The sequence below is a fragment of the Micrococcus sp. TA1 genome, from assembly GCF_014199555.1.
Lineage (GTDB): Bacteria > Actinomycetota > Actinomycetes > Actinomycetales > Micrococcaceae > Citricoccus.
In genome coordinates, this window is record NZ_JACHNW010000001.1 from 2,131,422 (window position 1) to 2,158,296 (window position 26,875).

The following is a 26,875-nucleotide window of genomic DNA, read 5'->3' on the forward strand; positions in this document are numbered from 1 at the left end:
GTCTCACCCGGACGCTATAGAGGCGCGGCGGCGTGATCCACATCACCGGTCGACATTCCGTCCTCAGGAATGCGACCGGTGATGCGATCGGGCGGGTATCGGTCGTCGGCCGACCCGTGATCAGCCGGCGGTCCACCGGCGGTCAGCCGGCGGCGACGACCTCCCGGGGGTCGTGCCCGAGGGCGATGGCCTGGCCGGCGTCCAGCATGGCCTCGGTGCAGGCGACGTCATAGCTGGAGTACTCCTGCGGGAAGCCCAGGGACCGCACCGCGCACTCGGCGTTCTGCTCGTAGATGTCCACGGCACCCCAGCTCGTGACGAGGTCCTCGGAGTAGTACGGCTGCAGCATCGCATCCAGGGTGGCGAAGTCGTAGTCGGCGACCGCGTGCTGGAGTACGTGCATGCACTCGTGCGCGGCGGTGTGCTCGAGCTGGTACTCGTCCAGGCCGGACCGGATCTGCACCGACGCGGGCTGGCCCGAGGTCACGGAGGTCACGCCGGTGGCGCCGTCGATGCTGGTCGCCTTGACGATGGTCAGCGCGGTGCCCTTGCAGCCGTACTCCTCCATGAACGCTGCGGCCTGGCGCTTGTAGGCGGTCGCATCGGAGTTCCCGACGACGGCGGCCTCGGCGGGTGCCTCGGCGGCGGCCGTGTCCGCGGCCGTCTCAGCGGCGGCAGAGTCCGCGGTGGCCTCGGTGGCGTCTGAATCCGTGCTCGAGTCCCCGACCGCAGCGGCCGGCGCATCCCCGGCGGGCGTCTCGGCACCGGTGAGGGCGGCCCCGACCAGCACGATGGCCAGCTCGTCGCGGGAGATCGCGCGGTCGGCCTTGAACTCCCCGTCACCGTACCCGCGGACGATCCCCGCATTGGCGAGCCAGGTGATCGCGGTGGCGGAGTCGCTGCCGGGGGCGACGTCCGCGAACACGAAGGCGCCCGCGGGCTCATCGGCCCCGACGGAGCGGTACGCGATCTGTGCGGCCTCGCCGCGGGTGATCCCCGGGTCGGCGTAGGCCGCCCCGTTGCTCAGCCCCACGCAGGCCAGCCACTCGTCGACGGCGGCGGCCGTGGTCCACGTCTGGCCGGCGGGGAACGAGGCGGCCAGGCAGGCGGCCTCGGAGCCCGCCGCGGGGGCGTCCGTGGCGGGAGCGGCGACGGCGGCCCCGGCGGCGGGCACGAGCAGGGCGCCGGAGGCCGCGGCGGCGGTGAGGGCACGGGCCAGACGGCGGCGGCCGGTGCGCGGGGCGTCCTCGGTCGAGGCGGTGGGCGCGGTACGGCGCGGGGTGCTGGTGCGGTCGGCGACCATGGTGTGTCCTCCCGGGTGTCCGAGGTCTGGTGTCGGTACCACCCGAGCCCGGGTGGCCACAGGTTCGTCACCCTAGGCGGTGCCCTCGGCAGGCCGCCACCCCGATTTTCAGAACCCTGCCCTGACGTGGCGGTTCGAGAGCGTCACATTCCGGCGGTCCGCCGGAGCCGGTCGATGTGCACGGAGGCCTCGGCCTTGGTGAGGTTGGCCGGCAGTTCCTCGCCGGCGGCCCGGGCCAGGGTGTCCAGGTAGGACCGCTGGGACGGGGTCATGGGGTCGTCCCCACTGACCCACTCGTCGGGCTCCTTCTCCAGGGCGGGGTCCTCGGTGCTGGAGGCGCCGATGGTGTCCTGGCCGTCGTCCAGGGAGGCGGCCCTCTGCTGTTCGGCGATGTCGGCCTCGTTGGCCTCCACGGGTGCGCCGGCGGCGACCTGGTCCTCCGGATCGGGGAAACGCTGGGTGCTCATGGTGCTGCTCCTTCCGTGACGACGACGTCGGGTGCTGGCCATGGTAGTCCGGACACACACAGATCGCCCGGCCCCGGTGGCAGTGCCACCGGAACCGGGCGATCGAAGTCCTCGCAGGTGACGCCGGGTCAGGGCCTCACGCGGGGTGTGAGACTACTTGGCGGCGTTCTGCTTCTCCGCGGTGGCCACGACGACCTCGGCGATCTGCTTGGCAGCCTGGTTGCGCTGGATCTCACCGTTGGCGTAGTCCTCGATGACCTTGGACTCGGCCATCACGGAGATCAGGTCGGCGGCGGAGTTGCCCGCCAGCGGCTTGACCAGGCCCGTGTCGCTCAGCACGCGCAGCACGCCGGGGATCTGCACGCGGTCCACACCGGCGGTCTCCACGGCCTGCAGGCCCTGCTTGACGAGCTGCGTGACCTCCTTCTCGGTGAGCGGGGAGTTGGGGTCGTTCACGCTGTCGACCAGCTCGAGGCAGCGCACGGCCTTCATGAGCGTAGCGATGTCCAGGTTCTTGGCCTCGGAGAGGTCGGTGCCCTTGAGGCACTCGCGCAGCTCGGCCTCGGCCTCCTCGGAGGTCATCTTGCCCTTGCCGTTCTGCTGGCCCTTGCCGTTGGCCGAGGTCTGCTCGGCGGCGGTGGCCTGGTTCCACGGCTCGGCGGCGATGGTCACCGCGGCGGCCGGGATCAGCAGGGCGCCGGCGAGCGCGGCGGCAACGAGGCCGGGCTTGAATCCGCGGCGCTTGCTCGGACGATTGGTGGTCTTCGGCGTGTTCTGGTCGATAGACATGTGGTTCCCCCTCCAAGGGTCCTGGAGCAATAAAGCAGAGCCACCCAAGTCAGGACAGCTTCCGGAGTTACGGTAGCAGGAGACGATTGAACTTCCTAATGGAAACTAGACCGTCACAGAGTGGCGACACGCACGAGAGGATGTCAGGTCCGTCACAGCAGACGGATGACCTCGTCCAGCATCGCCTCGGTGAGCCGGCCGGTGAAGGTGTTCTGCTGGGAGACGTGGTAGCAGCCGACCACGCGCACCTGCCGCTCCCCCGCGTCCTGACCGCCCTCGCCCCCGCCGCCAGCACCGCCCGGCGCGGTGAACACCGTCTGCACCCCGTGCCCGAACTTCGCCCGCGGCCGTGGCATGCCCCAGCCGATCCGGGCGACGGCGGCGTGCAGGGACTGCCAACCGATCGAACCCAGCACCAGGATCGACTCCACCGTGGTCAGCAGCTGCAGTTCCCGGTCCAGCCAGTGCCCGCAGGCGGCCCGCTCGGCCGGGGTGGGCTTGTTGTCCGGCGGGGCGCAGTGCACGGGGGCCACCATGCGCAACCCGGTCAGGCGCTGACCGTCACCGGCCATCACGGACGTCGGCCGCTCGGCATAGCCGGCCCGGTGCAGCGCTGCGAACAGCCAGTCCCCCGAGCGGTCTCCGGTGAACATCCGCCCGGTGCGGTTGCCGCCGTGGGCGGCGGGGGCGAGCCCCACCACGAGGACCCGCGCGGACTCGTCCCCATAGGAGGGCACGGGCCTGCCCCAGTACGGCTGGTCGGCGAAGGCCCTTCGCTTCTCCCCGGCCACGGTCTCGCGCCACTGGACCAGCCGCGGGCAGGCCCGGCACACGCTGACCCGCGCGTCGACCTCGGCCAGCGAGGACGCCGATGCCGCCAGGTCCCGGACCTGGTCGGCCGAGGCCGCGGCCGGCGTCGTGGGCAGTGCGGGGTCCTCCGGCCAGCCGGTGCCCGGCGGCACGGGTGAGGCGAAGCGCCGTCCCGTCAGCGGATGCGGGAGCGCTTCCGCATCCGGTGACGGGACAGCGCCGGGGTCCTCATCGGGGTGATCAGCTGTCATCATCCCGAGTAGATCACACTGCTCACACCCGGGGCGCCTGCGATCTTCACACCCCTCTCCGCCGGGCCTACCCTGAAGGGGGATCGCGTCCAAGGAGAGTGCGTCATGGCGTTCGTCCAGCTGATCGAATACACCACCACCCGGCCCGAGGAGGTGGCCGAGGTCCTCGCCGAGTGGGAGCGGGCCACGCAGGGCAAGCGCACGGCGCGCCGGGCCGTGTGGATGACGTACCGCGACAACCCGGACCGATACTGCGAGGTCGTCTTCTTCGACTCCTACGAGTCGGCCATGGAGAACTCGCAGCTTCCGGAGACCGCGGAGTTCGCGGGGAGGATGCGGGAACTCGTCGACGGGGAGATCACGTTCCGCGACTTCGACGTCGTGGACGAGCGCGAGCTCTAGGCAGGAACCGCCGGCGTTACGATCACGATGCACGGTGAGACACGCCGCGCGAACCACCGTCCATCGTGCTCGTAAGGCCCTCGAGGCGTCAGCGCTCCCCCGTGCCCGCCCTCTTGGGCGGCCCGGGGACCTTGGCGTCGGACTCGCGCAGGTACAGCGGCTGCACGGGCAGCAGGCCCCGGCCGCGGCGCAGGGAGAGCTCGCCGACCAGGCCCAGGGCGCCGGCGTCCGGAACGGTGGTGCGGAACTCCGGGACCGAGGACAGCACGTCCGGGTACAGCCCCGCCCCGGCGCCGTAGACCGGCAGCGGGGTGACGTCGGCCGGGGCGGTGACGAAGGGCCCGTGGAGGCGCTGGAACTGCCCGCCCACGTGCGAGTAGTGCGCCCAGTAGACCTCGCGGCGGCGGGCGTCCGTGGCGACGACGAACTCGTCCACCCCGCGGCGCCAGGCGTCCTCGGCGGCGGGGTGGGCGATCGCGTCCAGGCTCATCACCCCGTGCACGTCCAGCCCCCAGGCGAAGGCGAGCGAGCGGGCGGTCACCAGCCCGGCGCGCAGGCCGGTGAACGGCCCGGGCCCGACGCCGGCCACCACGGCCCCGAGGTCCGCCGCGGCCACGTTCGCTTCCCGCATGACCTGCTGCACGGCGGGCGCGAGCACCTCGGCGTGGGTGTTCGTCTCGGTGGTGGAGAAGCGGGCGAGGACCTCGCCGGAGAGCACGACGGCGGCGCTGGCGGTCGCGGAGGCATCGATCGCGAGCAGGGGGCGGGGGTCGGAGGTCACGGGGTCCAGTCTACGGAGCACCGGTACCCGTCACCGCGGTTCCGGCAAAAACCCCGCGCCACAGGCGGTGTATCCTCCCCGGGACCACCCCCGTGCACTAAGTTGAGCATGTGACAACCCCTTCCCCTCCGGGTCCCTCGACGCCTGCCGAGGACCTGACGGAACTCGCCTCCGCCCTGGACGAGGCGGCCCTGCGCCACAACTTCTCCGGTGCCATCTCCATCGACGTGGACGGCTCCCCCGTGCTGTCCCGCGGCTACGGGCTGGCCGAGCGTGTGCTGCGCATCCCGAACACGCCCGAGACCCGGTTCGGGGTGGCGAGCGTGTCCAAGGCGTTCACGGCCCTGGTCATCATGTCCCTCGTCGAGGACGGCTCCCTGTCCCGGACCTCGAGGGTGCGGCCCATGCTCGGCCTGGACCTGCCGGGGGTCGACGATGACGTGACCCTGGAGCACCTGCTCGGCCACACCTCGGGCCTCGGCGACTACCTGGACGAGTCGGCCGACTGGGAGGTCACCGACTACGTGCTGCCCGTCCCCACGCACACCCTGGCCGAGACCGAGGGATTCCTGCAGGTGCTGGACTGCCCGCAGGTCTCCCGGCCCGGAGAGCGGTTCGCCTACAACAACGGCGGGTACATCGTCCTGGCCCTGGCCGCCGAGCGCGCCTGTGGTCGGAGCTTCCACGAGCTGGTCACCGAGCGGGTGCTCGCCCCCGCGGGCATGGGCAACACCGGCTACCCCCGGCTGGACGAGCCCGCCGCCGGCACCGCCACCGGGTACCTGCGGTGCGACTCGGTGCGCACCAACGTGCTGCACCTGCCGGTGCGCGGCAACGGCGACGGCGGCGCGGTCACCACGGTCGAGGACCTCAGCAGGTTCTGGCGCGCCCTGGCGGACGGAAGGATCGTCTCCCGTGAGGCGGTGGCGGAACTGACCCGCCCCCGGCACCACGACGAGTACGAGGGTCTGCGCTGCGGGATGGGCTTCTGGCTCGACGAGGACGGCCCCGGCTGGATCCTGGAGGGTTACGACCCCGGCGTCTCGGTGCGCACGCGTTTCGACCCGACCACCCGGACCACCGTCACCATCGTCTCCAACGACTCCGAGGGCGCCTGGCCGGTCATCCAGCGCTACGTGGACTGGCTGAATCCCTGTGGATCCTGGATCTGACCCGCTGAACCCCAGCACGGCGCCTGCCTGCCTGCCTTCGCTGCGCGACCAGCCCCGCCACCGGCACCAGCACCAGTGGCACCCGAGTACACGACCCCGTTTCCCTCCCCCTCCGGCCCGCTTACGTTGTGAGCAGCATCGGCGACGGGAGGGGCGACCATGGCCAGACCCACTGGGAACACCCTGGGCCGCCGAGCCGCGCTGGCGGTGCTGGCAGGCCTCGTGATCTCCGCCGGTGTCCAGGTGAAGGCGACCCCCTCCGCGACAGGCGACGCCCGGTTCACCTCGGTGTCCCCCGAGCCTGCGGGAACGGGACGGACCGCGCTGACCGGGACCGCGCGCTACACCGCGGAGTCCACCGCGTGGGGGCATGCGACGGTGACCGACCGGCACACCGGTCAGCGCACCCCGGTGGCCCTCGACTACGGGCGGCTCTACGCGTTCGGGTCCTCCACCATCGCGCTGTCCGGCCCGCGCTTCGCCGCCGAGTTCCGGGGCATGCCCTTCTACAACGGGGGCCACGGCGGTGAGCTCGCCGAGGAGACGGTGGCGCGCCTCGGCTCCCACCCGGCGCAGGACACGGCATTCCGGCCCACGCACGGCCAGCGCGGGGCCATCCTGCTGCTGAACCTGGGCAAGAACAACCTCAACGGAGCCGGTGGGACCCGGGACGTCGGCATGCTGCTGCAGTGGACCCGGGACGCGGTGGCCTGGAACGGCGGCGTCAACGTCCTGGTGATGGGCCACTTCGTCAACACGCACACTCCGCGCTCCGGATCGGCGCTCCGGGACGGGGTCACGGCCTACAACGCGGCGGCCCGCACCGAGTTCGGCCGGCAGTTCCTCGACCTGGGTGGTTTCCTCGCCTCGCCGGAGGTGTGGAGGTACGCAGGAATCAGCCCGACGCCGGCCGACCGGCAGGAGCAGGCGATGGGGAACAAGCCGCCGTCGCTGTCCCGGGACAGCGCGCACCTGAATGCCGCGGCCGAGGCGGCCGTCGCCCGCCTGGTGCACGAGCACCTGAGCGAACTCGGCTGGGTGCGGTCCCGCCCGGGGTAAGCCGTCACCCCCTAGGATCGCGGTGTGGAGACTGACCCGAACGGCTCGATGGGCCTGCTGCGCCGCGTGCGCGCCGGCCTGGACCGCCTCTCCCCCATGGCCGCCCTGGCGGAACAGCAACGGGGCGCGGTGCTGATCGACCTGCGCACCGAGACCCATCGCGCCGAGGCCCCGGGCATCCCGGGCGCCCTCGTGATCGATCTGACCGTGCTGCCCTGGCGGCTCGATCCCGGCTTCGAGTTCCGGATCCCGGAGGCAACCCGCTGGGACACCCGCTACGTGCTGTTCTGCCGGCACGGTTACGCGTCATCCCTGGCGGCGTGGAACCTGCGCCAGATGGGACTGCACCACGCCACGGACATCGACGGCGGCTTCGAGGCCTGGCAGCAGAACGGCCTGCCGGTCACCTACGGAGACTTCAACGTCCGAGCTTAGGCCCGCACTCCCAGAATCACTATTCTCGACATCGGTTTACGACCTTGACTGTCATCGTCAATTCTTAGTGGCGCGTTCTTAAGTTCACGTCCGGAGGTGCCGTCTGCCAGTCTTCAGCTACCCGAGCCAAGGAACGTATTCAGACGCTTCTCTGAGTAACCGAACGGACTCTGTGATTGGTCATGCCGACAGTACTAATTTGGTGATGAGGCCGGTCATGGGTGAGGCCCCGCACGATGGCGAGGCCTCAGTGGATCTGATTAGTTGGCGCTGTTCTAGGTCAGCTTCTGTGATTTGCTCGCGTCCACTATGGGTTTCACGCATGCCGTGAAGCTGTTGCCGGAGGCTGTCACGGTCGTTCCCGGTCGCTTGGCTTCGGCGCGGACGAACAGTCCCCGCTCGTTGACCAGCTTGGCCTTCTTCTTGCCCCGGATCGCCTTGTTCTCACGCACGGTTAAGCTTTGTGCTGTGCCCGAGATGTAGACGCATGCAGCGAAGTCTTGGTTCTGGCTCCAGGTGTCGGTGAAGGTGTTCTTCTCGATCACTAAGCCCTCATTGCTGTGGTAGGCGTGGATTCCATTGGGCGAGCAGCTGATGAGTTTGTTGCTCCGCACCGTCGTTTGTCGGGTGGCTTCAATGTGGATGCCACTTTGGTTGCCGGTGTTCTGCGTTCCGTGGCCGGTCACAGTGTTGCTGGCGACCTCCGCTGATGCGTACTGATTGACCTTTCCCGTGCTGCTCGTGGCTCCAATCACTTGGATGCCCGGTCTGCGTGAACCGTCCGTGACCGTGGAGTCGATGGTGTTGCCGATGACTCGGATGCCGGTGGGTGCATAGACGTACACGCCGGCGGGGTTGCGGCCGGGCACCACGGCGATTCCTACTCGGCAGTTCCGCACAGTGTTGTTGAGGATGCTGATGTCCCTACCCGCATGGGTGTCAATGCCTTCCCACCCCGGGACACCATCGACCAGGTTGCCGGTCACGATAGTGCCCGAGGTGTGGGGAGCCTGTGCCAAGGGCTGGTTGTACATGCGAGTCAGTGCAATGCCGTATGCGTTCTTAAGGGTTCGCATGGTCACGTTGCGGATGGTGTTGCCCGCGATCCTCCCGCCCTTGCCCGAGAAGATCATGATGCCGCCGTAAGCGGCCCGCTCGATGGTGTTGGCCTCGATTAGAGGGCTGTGGACGTGGTGAGCCTCTATGCCGTTCTTGGCGAAACCGACGATGATGCAACGTAGGATCCGCAGACCCTTGATGGGTGCTTTCAGCGTCCCGGTGACTCGGATGGCCGCCTGCTTGTCACCACGACTCTCGGCGACACCTCTAAGGGCGACCTGCTCGAAACGCACGCTCGACGCCATCACGTCGAAGGCGTGGACGTCTTTTGTCGTTGTTACGGAGCCGCCGCGTACGCACCGGATGGTGAGTGCCTTGTTAACTACGACGGGTGTGCCGATGAGCCAGCCTCTGCTGATCTCCACAGTGTCACCCGCCCGCGCTGCATCGACAACCGATTGGAGGGACATGTGCTTACTATCGTTCCAGGTCGCTGCTACGGTGACTGCTAAAGCACCCGTGGCCAAGGCACCGGTAGTAGCCATCAGGAAAGCCCGCCTGCTGGGAGGAGTGCGCTCTTCGGTGCTCATTATCGGTTCACGCCCGCTCTGACGATGGGCCCCCTCGTGGGACGAATATAGGCAGCGCCAGCGGCGCCGAATACGCCTCGTCCGCACCTAACTTCCGCTTGCTTTCCTGGCCCCCGGAGCAGCAACACACTCTATCCGGGTCGACGAGCTGTCGGTATTCCCGATGATAGGTCAGGTCGCTGTCGTCGGTACGATGGCCGAGTGACATCAAAGGCTCTGTATTCCGTGGACCACAAGGGGAGAATCCACCGGAACAGGACACATGAGACCAAGCGGCGCGACGTTTCCTTAGTGCCGTTCTTCCTGCTCGGGCTGGTGTTGCCCATCGACACGATGGGCGGTGTTCCGCCCGTCCTGTTCGATGTGCTCCGCTATGGGCTGGCCCTGGTGATCGTGGTGGCCAGTCTGTCCCGGCCGCGTGAGTCGAGGCCCAACCCGCTACTCGGGTGGGTCACGTTCCTACTGACTACTGCGGGCGCTCTAGCAATCGCCAAAGCGGTATTCCTCGGCGGCAGCCTGTTTACAGGGGTCGTGGCGTTTATCTCACCTCTGGTGGCCTTCCTGGTGGTCCGGGGGATGGCGCACCAATGCTGGCTCATGCTCGGGTTTGTGGCCGGTTGCACCCTCAGCGCCATCGACATCATCTTCCAAGCCAACGGGTTGCCGTATTTGGGTGTCCCCAGTGAGTACGGGTTCCGGTACTCAGGGTTCAGCTTTGGCAGTACCAAGGTGGCCCCTTTCCTGGCTGTGGCCCTGTGCGTGGTCATCACCCCTTGGGCGTGGGCCAAGCGGCGCGTGTTGCTGCGGGTCGCGTTGGCCGTGGCGCTCGGGGCGGCCCTGTTCTTGTCGCAAGGCCGGGGCGGTGTGGCTGGTCTTCTCGCAGCGTTGGCCATTCTGGTCTTCACCCTCTTGCGTCGACGTCCTTTGCTCGGCTTCGGGTTGCTGCTCGTCGTCCCGCCCGTCCTGTACTTCAGTGGGGCATTCTCCGCCCTGTCGGACCATGTGCTGCGTTCTAACGTGCAGACAGCCTCGGATCTGACCACGGGGCGGTCCGCCCTGAACTCGGCCTCTTGGGATGCGTTCTGGGCTGGTGGGCCTCTCGGCGTTGACCCGTCGATTCGGCACCTGCTCAGACCGCACATAGCACCGTTGACCTCGGGGGTGGACGTTGGCCCGTTCGGGTTGATGGCAACCAGCGTGGTGTGCGTCCTCCTGGCCTACACGATGTTCCTCGCCCCGGCGCGGGTGCCCGTAGTGTTCAGGATGATCGCAGCCGTGGCACTGGTTGCCGCCTTGCTAGAGCCGACCGGATTCTTCGTGGGCTTCAGTGGGGCCATGATTGTGGCTCTATGCTTCGCCCAGTTCGCTCAAACTGTGGACAACGCCCGACATGAAGTTGACGGGCAACCGATATCCGCTTCGCCGGTCCTTCCCGGCAGAGTCGCCACCATGCAGCGCTGCCCCCCCATACGGCCTTCTTTGCCGGTGAGGTACACACATGGGCGGCACGCGATGGAGGCACCCTAGAATCGGGTCATGACCTCGCCCCAGATTGACCGTGTCCTAAAGCCCCTTGGCCGGAAGGTGATGCCTCACGTTCCAATACCCATCAAGAGACAGGTCCTCTACTTCCGGCAGTTCAACAGGCTCATTCCAAGGAAACCAGTCACTTTCCTGGACAAGATCCAGTGGCGCATCCTGCATGACCGGAGAGAACTCATCGCTATTGGTGGGGACAAGATCGCCATGAAGGAATACGCGGCCCGGAAGTCTTCGGTGCGCATCCCCGAGACGCTGTGGTCCGGCCCGGACATGACGCCCATACTGGACAGGGACTGGGGCTGTGACTGGGTGTTCAAGCCCCGAGAAGGTTCCGGGTATGTGGCCTTCGGCTCCGGATCTCTCCGTGAGTCTGGCGTAACCCCCGAAAGCATCTCCGGATGGCGGCACATGGACCACTACCGGGTTCAGGGGGTGTGGGGGTACGGGCAGGCCGAGCCGGGGTTCTTGCTGGAGCGGAAGATTCCTACCCCGGACGGCGAATCGCCGAATGACCTGCGGTTCTTCGTGTTCGACGGTGTGGTCCGCTTGGTCCAGATCGACACGCCCCGGTTCTCCCAGGTACAGCGTCGGTTCTATAGCCCGGATTGGGTGCCGTATGAGGTTACTCAGGGAGGCAAGACACTGGGTGCTGTGATGCCGCGTCCGGATCGGCTCGATGAGATGCTGCGGGTCGCTTCTGAGATTGGTGCCGATTACGACTTCGTTCGGGTGGACCTCTACGACGCCCCGGATGGAATCTTCTTCGGCGAACTAACCCCGTATCCCACCGGGGGAATGGGGAAGTTTTCGGACAGCTCCTTTGACCGGATGCTCGGAGATTGGTGGACATTACCTCCGCTTGCGGAGGTTAGGTGATCGGCTACGGCCAGTCTTGTCGTAGCCGATCGCCTGTAGCCAGCGTGCCGGTCAGAGCGGTTCGGCAGGCATTTCGACGCGCTCACGTTCCATCAGGGTCGCCAGCGTGGTCGGCTCCAGCCACCCCTCAGTGATCCCGGCCTGCACGTTAAACACGGAGTAATCCCACTCGGCTTGGGACGAGTGGTTCGGTTCCGAGGCGGGAAGAACGCCATGCGTGTAGAACAAGCCGCCCTCGCCGGTGTTTTTCATCTGCTGGAAGCGCTCATCCATCTGCGCCGGGGTCTTGCCGTTCATTATGATGCGCGGGATGTAGAGCCGTTCCAGTGGCGGCCACGGGGTGAGCGTAGACGAACTGGCGTTGGTCTGCCCCACGGCGAGGTAGGGGGCGACGGCGGGCGCGTTGGGCGCTTCGTTCTGCGTCCATGCGGCCCCGTGGGTGGAGCCCCGCCCGAACAGTCCTTGGGCGTGTAGGGAGGCCAGGGCGGACAGGTTCTTCACCCGGATCTCTTCGGCGGTCATCCCGGACGTGGCCTGTCCATCGAAGGAGTGGAACGAGATGACGTTGCCGTTCTCGTTCGCCAGGGTCCGCGCCTCGGCCAGACTGATGTGGTTAGCCGGGTAGGTGCCCGTGCCCAGCCGGTTAGGCCGGACGGCCCACGTCACCGGAACGCCCAACGCCTTCAGCGCGGGGTAACTGGTGTCCAGGAAGGGCTTGGAGCCCCAGTCGTTGATGACGACAAGGGGCAACTTGGCGCGGGATTCCATGAGGATCGAACCGACGTGCACGGTCGGGGTGCCAGACAGGGGTCAGCATCGACAGGGGGTTCTGTTTGGCCCGCGCCACGGTGGCTACTGCCAGGGATGCGGCGGTCGGGGACACGGCGGCCAGCGCCGCAGACATAGACGGGGTGACCGTGGTCTTGTCACTGATGGCCGCCTCGACGGCGGGACGCGCCGCGCCCCCGGGGTTGACGGCCTGCACACTCGCGGCGATTAGTCCAGAACATGTGCGGCGGTTCTTCCGATCGATTATGCGACCGTAAAACTGCAAAGTTCCTCACCGGTATCGATTGTTCTCCGATCGAGATATATGTTTTCCATCGTAGATTTCGCCAGGAAAAGTGCGTCAAGCCACCCGCATCCCGTGCGCTGTCGTCATCAACTGAGCGTGAGTCCCTGGCGACTCGTCCCTAGAATTGCGCAATAGTCTCTCCAAGGGCTGGCACTTGGGGCACCCGCTGCGTGCATTCCTGCCCGCACGGCTACGAGCCCTTTGGCGGAGTGGAACCTGCGCCAGATGGGACTGCACCAGGTCGCGGACATCGACGGCGGTTTCGAGGCCTGGCAGCAGAACGGCCTGCCGGTCACCTACGGAGACTTCGACGTCCGCATGTGACCGACAGGCCCGGCCGCGAGCGCTCCGCGGCAGCGTATGAGTGCTCGCGGATTACTGCATGAACATCAGGAAGAAGAAGAACGCCGCCAGGACCAGGAGCACCAGGGCGATCCCAACGGCCGTCCCGGCCTCCAGGCGCTTGGGGTTCGATCCGTAGACGGTCCGATAGTGGGTACGGCTTTGAGAGTTGTTCATGAAGGCCCCTCCGAAGAGATCAGCGGAAATCCGCACGTGCGTATGAGACGGGAACCGGCGCGGCGTTTCTTGGGGATGGCCGCAGGGTTACCTGAACGCGAGTCTAGCGAGCGCCGCCGTTCACGGGCTAGAGATCTGCTCAACATCCATCGCATACGACGGTATGTGTCGTGGAGCGTCCTGCGGCGCATCGGGGGCACTGGGGATCCAGCACGGCCACCACCCGGGGTTCTCGTGTGTCGCGGATGCACGTGCAGATCGCCGTGGTCCTGCCGTTGAGTTGACCCATGGTCTTCTTCGCCTCCGTGGCATCAGGGTTTCCTGCTTGCCGAGGAACCTACGCACGGACGCCACGGGGAACATGCGAGGGCCATACTCGTTGACCTCTTGGTGCCCCGTGTCCAGGGCCTTCACGACACTTTCACAGCATGGGACCAAGAAGGGTTGTCAGTTGGGCAGTGCCGCGGAGGCCCAGCGGGGTCCATAGGCGAGGACGACGGCGGTGCGTGCCTCGTCCTGGCCGGCGCCGTCCTCGTCGGAGAAGTCGGTGATGATGGTGCCGGCCTCGGCGTCGGCGCGGACGCCTTCGCCACCGCTCGTTCCCCCGCCGGTGGCACGCACCAGCTCGATGTCCAGCCAGGACGCCTCCGGGTCATCCGGCCAGCCGGCCAGGGACTCCGCCAGTCCCCTCCCCCACTCCACGACCGTCACCGACCGGTCCACGGTCGTGTCCAGGTCCAGGTCGGACAGCTCCCCGGCGGATGCGAGCCGGTAGGCATCCACGTGCACCAGGTCGGGTCCGTCCTCCCGGGACGGGTGGATCCGGGAGAGCACGAACGTCGGGGAGATGATGCCCTCCCGCACGTCGAGTCCCGCCCCGAGGCCCTGGGTGAAGGTCGTCTTGCCGGCCCCGAGCTCCCCGGTCAGGATCACCACGTCACCGGCCCGCAGCCGCCGGGCCAACTGCGCGGCCCATGCCTGCGTCGAGGCGGCTCCGTCTAACGCCACCTCGAACCGGGCCACCGGTTGCGGCGCCGGCACGTGGACGGACCTCACCGGCTCTCCCCCGTGGGGATCCCCGCGTCCACGCCCGGATCCGTGTCCACGTGAATCCTCGGGACCCGGGCACCGATGCGGGTCACGAGTTCGTAGTTGATTGTCCCGGCCGCGGCGGCCCACTCGTCGGCGGCGATCCCGGACTCCGGGCCGAACAGGTCCACTCGGGCCCCGATAGGCGCCACGGAGGCGTCCTCGGTCCGCAGGTCCACCACGAACTGGTCCATGGCGATCCGCCCGGCCACCTCGTACCGCTGGCCACCGATGGACACGGGGGCGGCGATCGCCGTCCGCGGCACCCCGTCCCCGTACCCCAGCGGGACGAGGGCCAGCCGTGTGGGGGCGGAGGTGTGGTATCGGTACCCGTAGGAGACGCCCTGGCCGGCGTCGACGGCCTTGTTGTTCGCCACCGTGGTGGTGACCGTCATGGCCGGGATGAGCCCGAACTCCTCGGCGGGACGGTCGCTGAACGGGGAGAGACCGTAGATCCCCAGGCCGGCTCGGACCAGGTCCAGGTGGGCATCGGGGCGCACGAGGATGCCCGGGGTGTTGGCGATGTGCCGCAGGTCCACGGTCAGCCCGGCGCTCTTGGCGGTCTCTACGGCACCGTGGAACAGGGCCAGTTGCTCGTCGGTCTCGGCGTCGCGATCCTCCTCGTCGGCCACGGCCAGGTGGGAGAAGATCCCGACCACCCGGATGACCCCGGCCTCCTGCAGCTCAGCGGCCCGGGCCACCACGCCCGGCCAGTCGGCCAGCGTCGCCCCGTTCCGCCCTAGCCCGGTGTCCACCTTGAGGTGCACCCGTGCCGGGCGCTCCAGGCGCTGGGCGGCCTGGGCGATCGCCTCCAGCTCCCAGCCGGAGATGCCGAGGTCGATGTTCTCCTCGATGGCCCGCCCGAACGGGGTGTCCCTGGTGTGCAGCCAGGCCAGCGTCGGCGCACTGAGCCCGGCGGCCCGCAGTTCCAGCGCCTCGGACACGTGTGCCACCCCGAGCCAGGTGGCCCCGGCCTCCACGGCTGCGCGGGCTACGGGCACCGCACCGTGTCCGTAACCGTCGGCCTTGACCACGGCCATCAGAACGGACGGCTGGACCCAGGACCGCAGTTGGGCCACGTTGTGCCGGATCGCGGCCAGGTCCACGACGGCGGCCCGCTCAGCGGGGAGAGAGGGCCCGGTTAATGTGGCGGATCCAGCCGGACCGGTAGGTCCGGTGCTATCCGCTGGATGCAGGGCCGGCGGGGTGTGGAAGTCGGTGATGGCGTCGCTGACAGAAGACATGATGGTCCCTATTCTTCCATCACACTCTGAGTGCACCATGGTGGGTGTGCGCGTACGCTCCGGACGCGTGCCGAACGGGTGCCTGGCTGGTGGAGACACAGTGGTCCCCTGGACGTCGTGGGTACCCGTTGCAGCTGCCGGAGCTGCCGGACAATGACCTAAACGCCGGGTGCGGACAGTGTGTTTCCGGTCGCCGGTTCTTTGCCAGACGCCATGACGTCGCGCACGACATCTGCCAAGGCTGAGGCTCCGAAGGGCCCCTGAACTGCGGAGCGCTGCCCGGCCATGCCGTGCAGCCATGCCGCAGCGGCCACCTTCTCCGCCGTGGCGATCGGGCCGTGGTGCTCTGTCCGCGCCAGGGCAGAACCGACGAGGCCGGCCAGGGTGTCCCCGCTGCCGGCCGTCGCCAGTTCGGGGCCACCCTCGTTCTGGACCACCGTGCGCCCATCGGGTGCCGCACAGACGGTCGTCGGCCCCTTGAGGAGCACGACGACGCCCAGTTCCTTTGCCGTCCGCCGCGCGGCGGTCACGGGATCCCATCCGGCCACTGCAGCGAAAGAGACGTTCATATCGGGGGCGAGCCGGCTTACCAGGCGTCGCAACTCCCCCTCGTGCGGAGTCAGCACGATGGTGGCTCCGGCGGCGCGTAGCCGGTCCAGGTCCTCCAGGGTGACCAGGTCCAGCGCGGAGGCATCGAGCACCAGCGGCAACGCATCGTCCACACAGGCCTCGACGACCTCGGCCAGACGCGAGCGCGCATCGTCGTCGGAGCCGAGTCCCGGTCCGGCCACCCATGCCCGGGCCTTCCCTTCGACCGCGTTACCGGCCACCACTTCTGGACAGGCCGCGAGGACGAGGTCTGCGGCCCGCTGCGGACCGGCGTACTGGACCATTCCCAGCCCCGAAGCCACGGCCGCGTGGCAGACCAGCACCGCGGCCCCGGGGTACCGCTCCGAGCCGGCGCACACCCCCAGGACGCCGCGGCGGTACTTGTAGTCGTCCCATGCCGGAGGCGCGAAGACCGCGAGCGCCTCGTCGCGCTCGACCGTGCACACGTCCGGCGTTCCCAGGTACGGTCCCAGCCCGATGTCGACGAGTTCCACCCGGCCGGCGGCGTGCGCCCCGGCACCGATGAGCAGTCCGGTCTTGAGGGCACCGAAGGTGACGGTCAGGTCCGCGAGGATCACTCCCCCGGCGACGTGTCCGGTATCCGCGTCCACGCCCGAGGGCAGGTCGCAGGCGACGACGGTGACCCCTGGCGGCACCGGCGGTATCGACGCCGGTTCCCAGCCGCCCCGGGCCCCGGTCCCCAGTACGGCATCGATGACGAGCACGGCGTGGACCGGGATATGCTCCCGCACCCGGCCACCGGCGCGCAACAGTGCGTCGAGCCCGACCTCGTGCATTTGGTCCCCCGTCGGCACGGCGACGGCGTCCACGCCCCGCTGACGTAGGAAGCTCAGCGCCCACAGGGCATCCCCGCCATTGTTCCCCGTGCCCACGAGGGCCGCCACCGTGACGCCGACCGCCGGTCCGCGCGCGCGCAGTGCTCGCAGGACGTACGTGGCCAGCCCCCACGCAGCGCGTCTCATCAACGCATCGCCGTGGCCGGTCTCGAGCAGCGGTCTCTCGGCGGCCCGGACGGCGGAGCCGGAATAGGCCTGGATCATGGCAACCCTCCTCGGTCGGGGTGGATCTCAGCCCTCGGCGACGACCATCGCCGTGGCGATGTCACCGTCATGGCTGAGCGACAGGTGCCAGGTCTCCACTCCCCGGGCGGCGGCCACCTCAGCGACGGTGCCGGTGGTCACCACGTGGGGTGCTCCGGCGGCATCGACGTCGATCCGGCAGTGCTGCCAGTTCATGCCGGCCGGGGCGCCGAGGGCCTTGGCAATGGCTTCCTTCGCCGCGAAGCGCGCGGCGAGGGAGCGGACGTTGAGCTCGCGCTCGGACGGAGTGAAGAGCCGCTCGCGCAGGCCGGGTGCCTTGGCCAACTGGCCCTCGAACCGGGACACTTCTACCACGTCCACACCGATGCCGATGATCATCTGTTCATCCTACCGAGACGGTAATGAGTCGATTTCGGCGGCGCGCACGCCCAGATACGCGTCCAGGACCTCCCATTGGTCGCGCGGTGTGAATCCGGTGGCCTCGAGCTTGGACAAGTCCAACACGGAGTTCAGGGGCCGCGGGGCGGCCCGTATACCTGCAGCGTATGCATCAGTGGTGGTCTCCATGACGTCGGACGCTGGACGGCCCGACCGTTCGTAGACACGTCGTGCGACGTCAGCCCAGGATGCGGGGGCGCCGGCGTTGGTGACGTTGTAGGTCCCGTAGGGCGCCCCACTGTTGCGCAAATGCACGATGGCTGCCACCAAGTCCTCAGTGAAGGTCAGTCGACCGAACTGGTCGGCGACGACGGTGGCGCGCTCGCCCTGCGCGGCCAGGGAGTGCGTGGTCCGCACGAAGTTCTCCCCCTCCCCGATCACTCGGGACGCCCGCAGCAGGTAGTGCTTGGGCACGATCCCTACGGCCAAGTCACCGGCGGCCTTGGAGGTTCCGTAGGCGTTAGCCGGACAGAGCGCGTCAGCCTCGGTGTACGCGCCGTCCTTCGTGCCGTCGAAGACGTGGTCGGTGGACACGTGGATGAGGGTTACGTGGTGCTGGGCGCAGGCAGAGGCCAACCGCGCGACGCCCTCGGCGTTGGCCGCCCACGCGGCCCGGCCACCGTCGGTCGTATCAGCCTCGTCCACCGCGGTGTAGGCGGCCGCGTTGACTACGGTGCCGACCTGGCGCCAGTCAACGGCCCCCACGGCGGCAGGATCCGCCAGATCGAAGCGGTCACGTCCCAGGAACTCGATCCCCGGCCGGTTGGCCAGCTGGCGCTTCAGCTCACGCCCCAACTGTCCCGTGGCTCCGAGCACGAGGAGCCGAGCGGGAGACATGGGCATGACATCGGCCAGTCGAGGATGGTCCCGGTCTTTGGTTGAAAGCTCGGCCTGGTCCAGGGGAATGGGCCAGTCGATCGCCACCGTCTCGTCGGCGAGGTTGAGGAAGCTGTACTGCGCCTTAGCTTCGGCAGACCAGTGTTCGTTGACCAAGAAGGTGTAAGCAGTGTTGTCTTCGAGACTTTGGAACGCATTGCCGACGCCCCGAGGTACGAATACCGCGATCGACGGATCCACGACGGCCGTGAACACGGTCCCGAAGGTACTCCCCTGCCGCAGATCGACCCAGGCTCCGAAAACCGAACCGGTGGCCACGGAAATGTACTTGTCCCAGGGCTCAGCGTGGATTCCTCGGGTAGTGCCGGGGGCGGTGCTGAAGGAGATGTTGTTCTGCACTGGCCCGAAATCCGGTAATCCGATCTCGGTCATCCTGCGCCGCTGCCAGTTCTCCTTGAACCATCCGCGATTGTCTCCGTGAAGGGGTACATCGAAGAGGGTGAGCCCCGGAATGGGCGTGGCGTGAGCGGTGAGCTGCTTGGAATACTCCACGAACGACAACCTTTCCCTCAGTGCGTCTCTTCTAGTGGGGCTCAGCCCTTGAAACGATCGATCGGCGTCTGGAGCCATTGCGGGGGTGCGGCGTCGCAGCCGGGCGTGAGGAACGTCTTGCCGTAGGCGGCCATGGCGTAGACGAAGTCGTACACATAACCTCGCTTTCCGCGGGCGGGCTGGAACTCGTACATGTGGACGGGCCCGTCCCAGCACCGCTCCACGAGCATCCGTGATCGCTCGATGTGATGGTTGAACGTCAACACCCCGAGGCTGTGCACCCCATGCTGCCGAGCGATGTCCGAGCCGACCATGGCCTCACCCTGCGTCGTCACGGGTTCCGGCGCGAAGCACTCGACCTCAGCGCCGGCCGGCGGACGGTGGCAGAGGGGCGCTTCGCTGCGCTGCGTCGTGGAGACGATCAACAGGTCGGTCACGCCCTCGTCGACCAAGCGACGCGCTTCCTCGTGGGCACCGGCCTGCGTGGCCAGCACCAGCAACGCGTCCACCCGTGGGCCAGAGTTCACCCGCGGATTCACGGTGAGCCACGCCAACACAGCACCCACGGCCAGGAACGCCAGCACCACCACCCCGGCGCCGCGGAGCACCCACCGGCGCCAGAGGCGCTGGTGGGTGCGAGGCCGTTCGCTCAACGCTCCGTGGACTGGAGGATCACGATCCCGCGACCGGGCACGGTGACCTTGTCTCCCGCGGTGAACGCGGTGACGTCCGGGGTGGCCTGGGCGGTGTCCACCACGAGCGTCCAGGAGTCCGGGAACGGAGCCCCCGGCAGGGTGTACTCCACCGGCTCCCAGTACGCGTTGAGGAGCACGTAGAAGTCGTGGTCGGCTTCCGCGTCACCGGGCCGGACAGGGGCCGGCAGGTGGTGGCCGTTGAGGAAGAACGCGATGGACCGGGCGTGGTACGAGTCCCAGTCGGACTCGTCTTTGGGCGTCGCATCCGGCTCCAGCCACACGATGTCCGGCAGTTCCTCGGGATTCTCCCGGGACATCGGCCGTCCCTCGAAGTACTGACGGCGGCGGAACACCGGGTGTTCCTGGCGCAGCCCGACGACCGTGGAGGTGAACTCGATGAGGTCCTCGTCCGCCTCGTCCCAGTGGATCCAGGACAGCTCGTTGTCCTGGCAGTAGACGTTGTTGTTGCCCTGCTGGGTCCGGCCCAGCTCGTCCCCGTGGCAGATCATCGGCACGCCCTGGCTGATCATCAAGGTGGTCAGGTAGTTCCTCTGCTGCTGGGCGCGCAGGCGGTTGACCTCTGCGTCCTCCGTGGGCCCTTCCTCGCCGCAGTTCCACGACCGGTTGTGGGACTCGCCGTCGTTGTTGTCCTCACCGTTGGCGTCGTTGTGCTTCTCGTTGTAGGAGACGAGGTCGCGCAGGGTGAAGCCGTCGTGGGCGGTCACGAAGTTCACGGAAGCGCGCGGCGTCCGGTTGTCATCCTCATACAGGTCGGCCGAGCCGGTGATCCGGGTGGCAAACTCCGCCAGCGTGCCCGGCTCCCCGCGCCAGAAGTCGCGGACAGTGTCCCGGTACTTGCCGTTCCACTCGCTCCACAGGCCCGGGAAGTTGCCGACCTGGTACCCGGCCCAGCCGACGTCCCAGGGCTCGGCGATGAGCTTGACCTGCCGCAGCACCGGGTCCTGGCGGACCACCTGGAGGAACCCGGACATCATGTCCGGTCCCTGCTCGCCCTCGGCGCGGGTCAGCGTGGTGGCCAGGTCGAACCGGAATCCGTCCACGCGCATCTCCTCCACCCAGTAGCGGAGGGAGTCCATGACCAGCTGCAGCACCATCGGATGGGACAGGTCCAGCGAGTTGCCGGTGCCCGTGTAGTCCATGTAGTGGCGCTCGTCGCCCTCGACCAGGTGGTAGTAGTTCCGGTTGTCCAGGCCCCGGAAGGACAGCGTGGGGCCCATGTGATTGCCCTCGGCGGTGTGGTTGTAGACCACGTCGAGGATGACCTCGAGGCCGGCGGCGTGCAGGTCTTTGACCATCTGCTTGAACTCGCGGACCTGTTCACCCTGGTCGCCGGAGGACGAGTAGGTGTTCTGCGGGGAGAAGTACCCCAGGGTGTTGTACCCCCAGTAATTCGAGAGCCCCTTGTCCTGCAGGTAGGAGTCGTTCGTGAACTGGTGCACCGGCATCAGTTCCACGGCCGTGACCCCGAGCCGCTTCAGGTGCCTGACCACTGTCGGGTGCGCCAGCCCGGCGTAGGTGCCCCGCTGGTCACCGGGCACGTCTGGGTGCAGAGCGGTCATGCCCTTGACGTGGGTCTCGTAGACGACCGTCTCGTTGAAGGGGATGTCCGGCCGCTCGTCCTCGCCCCAATCGAAGGAATCGTCGATGACGATGCCGAGCATGGTGTGGCCCAGCGAATCGGTGGTGTCGATTTCGTCGTGGTTCTCGAAGTTGTAGGAGAACTGGTGCTGGCCCCAGTTGAAGTCCCCCGTGATCGCCTTGGCGTAGGGATCGATGAGGATCTTGGCGGCATTGAACCGCAGCCCGGAGGCCGGGTCCCAGGGCCCGTGCACCCGGTAGCCGTAGACCTGGCCGTGTCCGACGCCGGCCACGTGCACGTGCCACGTGTTGCCGGAATGTTCGGTCAGTTCCAGACAGATCTCCTGGCCCTGGTCATCGATCAAGCACAGCTCGACCTTCTCAGCGTCCTCGCCCACGGCGATCGCGAAGTTGGTGCCGTCCTCGTCCGGCGTGGCCCCGAGGGGGTACGGGTTGCCGGGCGTCATCTCGAACATGGGACTCCTCGCAGGGTGCAATGGGACGTCATTCAGTCTAAGTCGTCCGGAGCACCGCTCTGCCGGGCGGGGGTGCCGGACTGCCCCGCAGTGGCATGGCGTTCGTCACGCGCCGCGGCGCAGGGCGCGGCGTGCGCGGGTGCCGGTGGTGAGCGCCGCGGGCCCTGCGGCCGCTTCGAGGACCTCGGCCAGCCGGTCGGCGAGCATCTGCCGGTCGAACTGCTCCACGGCCAGTCGGCGGGCCGCACGGCCCCCGGACCGCAGCGCCTCTCTGTCCGTGACGTAGTCGCCGAGTCGCTGCGCGGAGCCGTCCAGGTCCTGCGGGGAGAGCACGAGACCGGCCCCGCTGGCGCGTAGCAGATCCGCCAGCCAGCCCTCGTGGTTGATGACCACCGGCGTCCCGGCGGCGAAGGAGTCAAAGACCTTGTTGGCGCTGTTGGCCGCTAGCACCGGGATGTCGTCCACCGTGGAGACCGAGACGTCCGCGGCAGCGAAGATCGCCAGGACCTCGAACTTGGGCACGGGAGGCAGGAAGAACACGTTCTCCCCCTCCACGCCCAGCCGCAGGGCCTCGGCCCGGACGGCCTGCTCCTCGTTGCCGGTGCCGACGACGACGATCCGCACCTCCGGGTGCGTGCTCCTCAGGCGAGCAGCCAGGCGGACGAGGTAGCCGACGTCGTTGACCTTGCCGATCGTGCCCCCGTAGAAGACCATCGGACGGTCCCCGAGCCAGTCGTGCCGGGCACGCCAGGCCTGTCCCTCCTCCTCGCGGCCCGCGAACAGCTCGTTATCCGAGGCGTTGGGGATGATGGTCACCTTCTCGGCCGGGACGCCGGTGGCCACGATCCCGTCCTTCATGTCCGGCGAGAGCGCGACGACGTGGGTGGAGGCCGTGTAGGCGATCTTCTCCAGGCCGTGGGCCAGGGCCCGCATCCACGGTGCTCCCAGTGCGCCCATGGCGATGGGCACGGCGGGCCAGAGGTCCCGCACCTCGAAGACCAGCGGGCTGCGGCGCAGCAGGGTGGAGGCGATGCCCGGGATCGCGATGGTCAGCGGCGTGCTGGTGGCGAAGACCACGTCACCGCGCAGCATCCTGCCGGTCACCGAGGAGCGCAGGGCGAACTCCACGAAGGACTTCAACCGTTCGCCGATGCCCATGGTGTTGTCGTACGGGACCGGCAGCCAGTGGACGCTAAACCCGTCCAATTGCTCGGTGAAGGCCTCGTCCACGGTGGAGGAGGAGCTGACCACATGGACGTCATGGCCGCGGACCGCCAACCGCCGGGCCATCTCGTAGGTGCGGTTGGATCCGTTGTCCGTGGGCTTGCGGAAGTACTGGTGCAGGTACACGATTCTCATGCGGTCTCCTGGGGTCGTGGCCGGGCGTCTGGTCAGTGGGTGGTCTGTCGGAGGTGGAACCCATAGCGGAGGGCCTGGAGGATCTGCGTGAGGCCCAGCACGGCGGCCAGTCCCGAGGGTCCGAACCACAGCGCCAGCGGCACGCCGAGGGCCAGGGAGAGCGGGATCGCCCACAGCCGCGTGCGGAACACCAGCCCGGCCTGGTCCTCGGCGAAGAGGTAAGACACCAGGGACTGGGTCACGGCCGCGATGCCGGTGCCAATGCACAGCACCACTATGGGGAGGAAGACGCCGTCGTACTCCGCGGGCAAGATGGCCTCCAGGAGCCATCCCGCCACAGGGCCCAGGGCGGAGATCCCCACGCAGGCGACCGTCATCATGCGCAGCGAGGAGCGGAACAGCGGCCACCGTTCCTCTGGTGACGCCGAGGAGATCGCCGGGGTGAAGATCGACATCATGGACGAGGCCAGGATGTTGATGGGGCTGGTGATGCGGCTGGCTGCGGCGAAGATGCCTGCGGGGATCGGCGCCAGCAGCAGCGAGCCGAGGACGACGTCCTGGGTCTGGAGCTTGGAGAGCAGATCGGCGCCCCAGAACGGCAGGGAGTCCTTCACTACGCCGCGCAGCGGCATCGGGCGGGCGACCTGCCCGGCCAGCCAGAGCGCTGATCCGAGGAACAGGGCCGCGGCCGCGACGATGACGAAGGGGTAGACCTGGTCCAGCAGGTGTCCGGCCACGACGGCGGCGAGCATCACGGCGCGCCGTGTCACGATGGCCGCCTGGGCCCGTCTCGAGCGCAGGCGTCCGAAGAGGATGGATTCCACCACCATGCCTGCGGTCTCCGAGAGCCCCAGCAGGACGGCCGCCCAGAGCAGAGCCATGGAGTCGATGCCGAGCAGCAGGATGCCCAGCAGGAACGTCCCCGCTCCGGCGACGAGTGCCGCCGGGTACCGCAGCACGGCGATGGATCCGGCCACGCGCCGGTTGTCTGGGCTGTTGCCCAGGCGCAGCGCCAGCGTTCCGGAGCCGAATCCGACGGCTGCGCTCAGCAGTCCGCAGATCACCAGGACGCTGGCGAACAGGCCGAAGGCGCTGGGCCCCAGGGACAGCGTGAGCACGAAGAGCATGACGCCCTGCATGAGGGAGGAGAGCACACGCGTGCCGACCACGGAGGCAAGACGTCTAAGCATTACGGAGACGACCCCTTCGAGGGGTGTCCAACGGATCCTCAGCGGTCACGGTCCAGCCAGCCCTTGACCGCCTGGACGATCTTCGCGCTGTGCGCCTCGGCGGTGTGGGTGCGCAGCACGCGCTCGCGGGCGGCCTGCCCCATCCGCACGGCGGCGTCCGGGTCATCCCGCAGGCTCTGGAGTGCACGGGCCAGTGCGCCGATGTCGTCCAGGGGGAACTGGAGGCCAGTGTGGCCGTCCACCACGAGTTCGGACTCTGGCCCGCTCGTGGGGTCGATTTCAGGAGCGATCACAGGGCGGCCGAAGCCCATCGCCTGGACGATGTTCAAACCGCTGGCCCGTGGCGAGACCGCGACGTCCGCCACCGCGTAGTACGGCGCCAGGGACTCCGCGCCGTAGACTGCTCCGACGAACTTGGCCGCCACGCCTGCCTGCTCGAACGACTCGCGCAGAGTCTCGGCCTGATCACCGTCACCGATGACGATGACCCTCGTCCGCCGGCCTCCCGGAGACATCAGCGCCAGGGCCTCGGCCAGCATGTCCACCCGGTGCCGCGAGGTCAGCCGGACGGAGACGATCACCGTGAAGTCCTCCTCCGTCGAGGGCCGGTTCGGGACCGCGTGGTCGATGAGATCCTGAGTGGCGTAGATGCTGTTGCCCACCACGGCGATCCGGTCGGCGTCCAGGCCGACCGAGACGGCGTACTCCTTGGCCCGGTCACCGTAGACCAGCAGCCCGGACGAGAGTCGGTAGAACGCCACGCGTGACGTCCGCTTCAGTCCGCTCTCCGGTCGCTTCCAGCCGTGCCCCCACAGGAAGACGGGAGTCTTCTTCGCCCGTCCGAGGGCCAGGGCGAGCCAGGTGGAGACGGTGTAGACGCGGCCCTCCAGGACATAGGCCCGGTACTCGCCTCGCAGCACGGAGGGGACGACGCCGCGCTCCCACCGCAGGTTGCGCCATTCCCTGAACTTCAGCTCGTCCACGCGGCGAAGGATCTCCGCTGAGGCCGAGCGGATGTGGTTGCGCGACTGTCGGTCCTCGCTGTTGGCATACCGGCCCAGCAGCGAGAGAGGCAGCACCTGCTGCTCGAGCAGTGCCTTCAGCAGGGGCGCTCGGTAATGGCTCACCGTCGGCTGGACGACGAGCCGCACCTCGTCCATCGCATTCCTCATCTGTGCTCCATTCGTCGTGATTGCCGGTTAGGTCGTCGCCGCTCTTGGACTGCCACCTCGTTCGCTCACCTCCGGCGAACAACGGATTCCGATTCCTCCAATGGGAGGCTGGGTTTGGCCTCGGTTTCACCCTCCTGTTGGCGTAACGGATACACAGCCAACAGGAAGACCATGACGATGAAACCGTGAGTCAGCAGAGAGGTGAAGAGGGCCGTGTCGATCACCGCGAAGATCACTCCCACTGAACCGGCGGCGACGACGGGTAATTCGACTGATCGCGTGAGGCGATCTGTCAGCCCCAGCACCAAGCCGAGAATGCCGGCGAAGACCACCATGCCCACGACCCCGAAGTTCGCGAACCCGTCTCCCAGGAAATTGGCATTGGCCGCCATGCTCTCGGACGCCCAGTAGTTGAAGCCGATTTCACGCGCAGGGGGCGGCCGAACGACGTCGAACCACGGCTCCAGGAACGAATGCTGGAGAAACGCGTACCCGCGCTCTTGGTAGTTGTCGATGTACATCCCGACCAGAAGTCCTGGCGTTACCACGATGCGACGGAAGACGAACTCCATGAGCACGTCACTGACCAAGGACACCAGTGCCAGACCGACGAATGCGAGAGAGAGGAACGGGCCTGAGAAGCGGTGTCGCCACCGGGCCAGCCCATAGATCAGGGGCACCAGGAGCATGGTGACGAAGACCGACTTCTGCGAGTTCGCGCTGAACACTGCCAGAGAGCCGACGAAGCCCATGACCACCAGGATCCATGCCCGTCGTTGGATGCCCACCACGACCAGCATGGGATTGATGACCTTGACAGCGAGTGGCACGGCATAGGCGAGGAAGACATTCCTCGACATCACGTTCTCTGAGAACTCGGATCGCGCGTCGTACACGTTCTCGAAGGGGTTCCTCAGGCCTGACCACCCAGCCACCGCGAAGAAGATTAGATAGACCAGCACCCATGCCACCACGAGGCCGGCCACGTAGACAGATCTATCCAACCTGGGGATATGCCAGTCGGGGCCTCTGGACAGGAAGACGTGCAAGACGTGAAGCGCCAGAAAGGCAGCCAGTACCAGAGCGCTCAACCAGAGGTTCTGATGCTCAGCGACGTATCCAGAGGCAATCGGAATGATCTGGCTGGGCACGAACACCGTGAACAGGAGGATCCACTTGGCGAATGTGCCGAAACCCTCCACCTTCAGAGGTAGGCAGGAGGCCATGACGATCGTCGCCATGGTGGCGATGAACTGGCTCTCCGGCGAATAACCCACCCAATGGAAATTGAAATAGTCATAGATTGGCACAATGTGATCGCGGTATACGATCAGGAGAAAATGGCAATACAGGACGACGCCCAACAATACCCCGGCACGAGACAGCGCATCCCTGGCAAGTTTCGCTTCGTTCCCCCGGGCGGT

25 protein-coding genes are annotated in these 26,875 nt (G+C 67.6%); 6 read left to right on the plus strand and 19 right to left on the minus strand.

The annotated features are described in order from the left end of the window. Window positions 1-142: 142 nt before the first annotated feature. From GGQ69_RS09250 to GGQ69_RS09265, 4 genes are all read right to left on the minus strand, one after another. Entirely contained in the window at window positions 143-1,303 is a 1,161-nt protein-coding gene (locus tag GGQ69_RS09250) for an S-layer homology domain-containing protein (protein WP_221243375.1), read from the minus strand. A 143-nt stretch (window positions 1,304-1,446) separates the two neighbouring features. Further along, on the minus strand, window positions 1,447-1,770 hold the full coding sequence (locus GGQ69_RS09255; protein WP_183527423.1) for a DUF3072 domain-containing protein: 324 nt from the start codon (window positions 1,768-1,770) through the stop codon (window positions 1,447-1,449). 153 nt (window positions 1,771-1,923) lie between these two features. Then, window positions 1,924-2,559: a hypothetical protein gene (locus GGQ69_RS09260; RefSeq protein ID WP_183527425.1), complete on the minus strand. Its 636-nt coding sequence runs from the start codon at window positions 2,557-2,559 to the stop codon at window positions 1,924-1,926. 152 nt (window positions 2,560-2,711) lie between these two features. Then, window positions 2,712-3,620, minus strand: a complete 909-nt coding sequence (locus GGQ69_RS09265; RefSeq protein ID WP_183527427.1) for a uracil-DNA glycosylase — start codon at window positions 3,618-3,620, stop codon at window positions 2,712-2,714. Between the two features lie 105 nt (window positions 3,621-3,725). Between GGQ69_RS09265 and GGQ69_RS09270 the strand changes: the two genes are divergently transcribed. Continuing rightward, on the plus strand, window positions 3,726-4,022 hold the full coding sequence (locus GGQ69_RS09270) for a hypothetical protein (RefSeq protein WP_183527429.1): 297 nt from the start codon (window positions 3,726-3,728) through the stop codon (window positions 4,020-4,022). Window positions 4,023-4,110: 88 nt separating this feature from the next. On the opposite strand, the gene tsaB is transcribed toward GGQ69_RS09270, so the two are convergent. Further along, on the minus strand, window positions 4,111-4,803 hold the full coding sequence (tsaB, locus tag GGQ69_RS09275) for a tRNA (adenosine(37)-N6)-threonylcarbamoyltransferase complex dimerization subunit type 1 TsaB (RefSeq protein ID WP_370577143.1): 693 nt from the start codon (window positions 4,801-4,803) through the stop codon (window positions 4,111-4,113). 110 nt (window positions 4,804-4,913) lie between these two features. Here tsaB and GGQ69_RS09280 point away from each other — a divergent pair, with 110 nt between their 5' ends. The 3 genes from GGQ69_RS09280 to GGQ69_RS09290 all read left to right on the plus strand — a co-directional run bounded on the left by GGQ69_RS09280 (window position 4,914) and on the right by GGQ69_RS09290 (window position 7,469). Next, window positions 4,914-5,975 (plus strand): serine hydrolase domain-containing protein, encoded by a 1,062-nt coding sequence (locus tag GGQ69_RS09280; RefSeq protein WP_183527431.1) that lies wholly within the window; start codon window positions 4,914-4,916, stop codon window positions 5,973-5,975. A 159-nt stretch (window positions 5,976-6,134) separates the two neighbouring features. Continuing rightward, window positions 6,135-7,034, plus strand: a complete 900-nt coding sequence (locus GGQ69_RS09285) for a hypothetical protein (protein ID WP_183527433.1) — start codon at window positions 6,135-6,137, stop codon at window positions 7,032-7,034. A gap of 24 nt (window positions 7,035-7,058) precedes the next feature. After that, complete coding sequence (locus tag GGQ69_RS09290; RefSeq protein WP_370577144.1) at window positions 7,059-7,469, plus strand: rhodanese-like domain-containing protein; 411 nt, start codon at window positions 7,059-7,061, stop codon at window positions 7,467-7,469. A gap of 275 nt (window positions 7,470-7,744) precedes the next feature. On the opposite strand, the gene GGQ69_RS09295 is transcribed toward GGQ69_RS09290, so the two are convergent. Next, window positions 7,745-9,118 carry a nitrous oxide reductase family maturation protein NosD gene (locus tag GGQ69_RS09295; protein WP_183527435.1) on the minus strand — a complete coding sequence of 458 codons (1,374 nt, stop codon included), beginning with the start codon at window positions 9,116-9,118 and terminating at the stop codon, window positions 7,745-7,747. Between the two features lie 201 nt (window positions 9,119-9,319). Between GGQ69_RS09295 and GGQ69_RS09300 the strand changes: the two genes are divergently transcribed. Both GGQ69_RS09300 and GGQ69_RS09305 read left to right on the plus strand, forming a co-directional pair. After that, on the plus strand, window positions 9,320-10,645 hold the full coding sequence (locus GGQ69_RS09300) for a hypothetical protein (protein ID WP_183527436.1): 1,326 nt from the start codon (window positions 9,320-9,322) through the stop codon (window positions 10,643-10,645). A gap of 9 nt (window positions 10,646-10,654) precedes the next feature. Then, a complete protein-coding gene (locus GGQ69_RS09305; RefSeq protein ID WP_183527438.1) occupies window positions 10,655-11,536 on the plus strand; it encodes an ATP-grasp fold amidoligase family protein in 882 nt (293 codons plus the stop codon). A gap of 51 nt (window positions 11,537-11,587) precedes the next feature. On the opposite strand, the gene GGQ69_RS09310 is transcribed toward GGQ69_RS09305, so the two are convergent. The 13 genes from GGQ69_RS09310 to GGQ69_RS09370 form a co-directional block, all read right to left on the minus strand. Further along, window positions 11,588-12,304, minus strand: a complete 717-nt coding sequence (locus GGQ69_RS09310; protein WP_183527441.1) for a hypothetical protein — start codon at window positions 12,302-12,304, stop codon at window positions 11,588-11,590. Window positions 12,305-12,986: 682 nt separating this feature from the next. Beyond that, the gene (locus GGQ69_RS09315) at window positions 12,987-13,130 is read right to left on the minus strand and encodes a hypothetical protein (protein WP_183527443.1); all 144 of its coding nucleotides are present in this window, start codon (window positions 13,128-13,130) and stop codon (window positions 12,987-12,989) included. A gap of 447 nt (window positions 13,131-13,577) precedes the next feature. Then, window positions 13,578-14,186: a tRNA (adenosine(37)-N6)-threonylcarbamoyltransferase complex ATPase subunit type 1 TsaE gene (tsaE, locus tag GGQ69_RS09320; RefSeq protein WP_183527451.1), complete on the minus strand. Its 609-nt coding sequence runs from the start codon at window positions 14,184-14,186 to the stop codon at window positions 13,578-13,580. After that, window positions 14,183-15,463, minus strand: a complete 1,281-nt coding sequence (alr, locus tag GGQ69_RS09325) for an alanine racemase (RefSeq protein ID WP_183527453.1) — start codon at window positions 15,461-15,463, stop codon at window positions 14,183-14,185. Before alr ends, tsaE begins: the two co-directional genes overlap by 4 nt. Before the next feature lie 158 nt (window positions 15,464-15,621). Continuing rightward, on the minus strand, window positions 15,622-17,133 hold the full coding sequence (locus GGQ69_RS09330) for an NAD(P)H-hydrate dehydratase (RefSeq protein ID WP_183527455.1): 1,512 nt from the start codon (window positions 17,131-17,133) through the stop codon (window positions 15,622-15,624). Window positions 17,134-17,160: 27 nt separating this feature from the next. Continuing rightward, the gene (locus GGQ69_RS09335; protein ID WP_183527457.1) at window positions 17,161-17,511 is read right to left on the minus strand and encodes a holo-ACP synthase; all 351 of its coding nucleotides are present in this window, start codon (window positions 17,509-17,511) and stop codon (window positions 17,161-17,163) included. Between the two features lie 9 nt (window positions 17,512-17,520). After that, window positions 17,521-18,960, minus strand: a complete 1,440-nt coding sequence (locus GGQ69_RS09340; protein WP_370577146.1) for a sugar nucleotide-binding protein — start codon at window positions 18,958-18,960, stop codon at window positions 17,521-17,523. 41 nt (window positions 18,961-19,001) lie between these two features. Beyond that, window positions 19,002-19,613: a YdcF family protein gene (locus GGQ69_RS09345; protein WP_183527461.1), complete on the minus strand. Its 612-nt coding sequence runs from the start codon at window positions 19,611-19,613 to the stop codon at window positions 19,002-19,004. Then, window positions 19,610-21,730 (minus strand): glycogen debranching protein GlgX, encoded by a 2,121-nt coding sequence (gene glgX / locus GGQ69_RS09350; RefSeq protein ID WP_183527462.1) that lies wholly within the window; start codon window positions 21,728-21,730, stop codon window positions 19,610-19,612. Before glgX ends, GGQ69_RS09345 begins: the two co-directional genes overlap by 4 nt. A gap of 105 nt (window positions 21,731-21,835) precedes the next feature. Continuing rightward, a complete protein-coding gene (locus tag GGQ69_RS09355) occupies window positions 21,836-23,089 on the minus strand; it encodes a glycosyltransferase family 4 protein (RefSeq protein WP_183527463.1) in 1,254 nt (417 codons plus the stop codon). A gap of 32 nt (window positions 23,090-23,121) precedes the next feature. Continuing rightward, window positions 23,122-24,258, minus strand: coding sequence for a lipopolysaccharide biosynthesis protein (locus tag GGQ69_RS09360; protein ID WP_183527464.1), 1,137 nt, complete (start codon window positions 24,256-24,258; stop codon window positions 23,122-23,124). 59 nt (window positions 24,259-24,317) lie between these two features. Continuing rightward, window positions 24,318-25,451, minus strand: a complete 1,134-nt coding sequence (locus GGQ69_RS09365; protein WP_183527465.1) for a glycosyltransferase family 4 protein — start codon at window positions 25,449-25,451, stop codon at window positions 24,318-24,320. Between the two features lie 65 nt (window positions 25,452-25,516). Further along, entirely contained in the window at window positions 25,517-26,815 is a 1,299-nt protein-coding gene (locus GGQ69_RS09370; protein WP_183527466.1) for a hypothetical protein, read from the minus strand. Window positions 26,816-26,875: the final 60 nt, after the last annotated feature.

Excerpts from the sequence above, each read along its gene's own strand:
- GGQ69_RS09250 (WP_221243375.1), bottom strand. The coding sequence starts at position 1,303 with ATGGTCGCCGACCGCACCAGCACCCCGCGCCGTACCGCGCCCACCGCC.
- GGQ69_RS09255 (WP_183527423.1), bottom strand. The coding sequence starts at position 1,770 with ATGAGCACCCAGCGTTTCCCCGATCCGGAGGACCAGGTCGCCGCCGGC.
- GGQ69_RS09260 (WP_183527425.1), bottom strand. The coding sequence starts at position 2,559 with ATGTCTATCGACCAGAACACGCCGAAGACCACCAATCGTCCGAGCAAG.
- GGQ69_RS09265 (WP_183527427.1), bottom strand. The coding sequence starts at position 3,620 with ATGACAGCTGATCACCCCGATGAGGACCCCGGCGCTGTCCCGTCACCG.
- GGQ69_RS09270 (WP_183527429.1), top strand. The coding sequence starts at position 3,726 with ATGGCGTTCGTCCAGCTGATCGAATACACCACCACCCGGCCCGAGGAG.
- GGQ69_RS09285 (WP_183527433.1), top strand. The coding sequence starts at position 6,135 with ATGGCCAGACCCACTGGGAACACCCTGGGCCGCCGAGCCGCGCTGGCG.
- GGQ69_RS09295 (WP_183527435.1), bottom strand. The coding sequence starts at position 9,118 with ATGAGCACCGAAGAGCGCACTCCTCCCAGCAGGCGGGCTTTCCTGATG.
- GGQ69_RS09305 (WP_183527438.1), top strand. The coding sequence starts at position 10,655 with ATGACCTCGCCCCAGATTGACCGTGTCCTAAAGCCCCTTGGCCGGAAG.
- GGQ69_RS09310 (WP_183527441.1), bottom strand. The coding sequence starts at position 12,304 with ATGGAATCCCGCGCCAAGTTGCCCCTTGTCGTCATCAACGACTGGGGC.
- GGQ69_RS09315 (WP_183527443.1), bottom strand. The coding sequence starts at position 13,130 with ATGAACAACTCTCAAAGCCGTACCCACTATCGGACCGTCTACGGATCG.
- alr (WP_183527453.1), bottom strand. The coding sequence starts at position 15,463 with ATGTCTTCTGTCAGCGACGCCATCACCGACTTCCACACCCCGCCGGCC.
- GGQ69_RS09330 (WP_183527455.1), bottom strand. The coding sequence starts at position 17,133 with ATGATCCAGGCCTATTCCGGCTCCGCCGTCCGGGCCGCCGAGAGACCG.
- GGQ69_RS09335 (WP_183527457.1), bottom strand. The coding sequence starts at position 17,511 with ATGATCATCGGCATCGGTGTGGACGTGGTAGAAGTGTCCCGGTTCGAG.
- glgX (WP_183527462.1), bottom strand. The coding sequence starts at position 21,730 with ATGTTCGAGATGACGCCCGGCAACCCGTACCCCCTCGGGGCCACGCCG.
- GGQ69_RS09355 (WP_183527463.1), bottom strand. The coding sequence starts at position 23,089 with ATGAGAATCGTGTACCTGCACCAGTACTTCCGCAAGCCCACGGACAAC.
- GGQ69_RS09365 (WP_183527465.1), bottom strand. The coding sequence starts at position 25,451 with ATGAGGAATGCGATGGACGAGGTGCGGCTCGTCGTCCAGCCGACGGTG.